Origin of the sequence: Escherichia sp. MOD1-EC6021, from assembly GCF_002965245.1 — a bacterium.
Classification (GTDB): Bacteria; Pseudomonadota; Gammaproteobacteria; order Enterobacterales; family Enterobacteriaceae; genus Escherichia; species Escherichia coli_F.
The window spans coordinates 1-491 of the sequence record NZ_PTRU01000117.1 but is presented as its reverse complement, the minus strand read 5'-3'; the positions used below and the strand labels follow the sequence as shown (position 1 = coordinate 491).

Below are 491 nucleotides of genomic sequence, written 5' to 3'. Positions count from 1 at the left end.
AGACGGATTCATACATGTATTCCCGGTGAAAAAAGACAAAACCCCGCGCACCGGAAAGGTGGCGGGGGATTCACGGAAATAATATCTGTCTGAAATTATCTGGAATCGATTTGGCTGTTCTGCCTGGTTGCCACCAAATCATGGTACGCCTGCTCAATCATTTCATTCAGCAGTTTTTTTGGGAGGACACCACGACTTCGGGCAATACTTTCAAGCTGTTTGTGGATTTTTCCGGACAGTTTCAGAGGGACGGAACCATCAGCACGTTCATCACGCCTTTTTTGTTGCTCCCGGGCACTTTTCAGCTCATCAAGAAGAATCGCTTTATGCTGAATCCTGGGGGCCTGGAAGGAGACCTGCGTAAACTTCGCTCTGTTCCGTCTGGGATTACTTTCCAGTAAAAACTGTACCTGTTGCGTATTACCGTGAAGGAGATCGGTGAGTAACATCGATGGAGATCGGTTCGTGTCACTTTCACAGAACCGTTTTTA

At 47.3% G+C, this 491-nt stretch carries 1 pseudogene; it reads right to left on the bottom strand.

Annotated features, from left to right (window positions below):
• Positions 1–95 precede the first annotated feature (95 nt).
• A pseudogene (locus BEB54_RS29100) lies at positions 96–422 on the bottom strand (hypothetical protein); the annotation flags it as partial.
• Positions 423–491 lie beyond the last annotated feature (69 nt).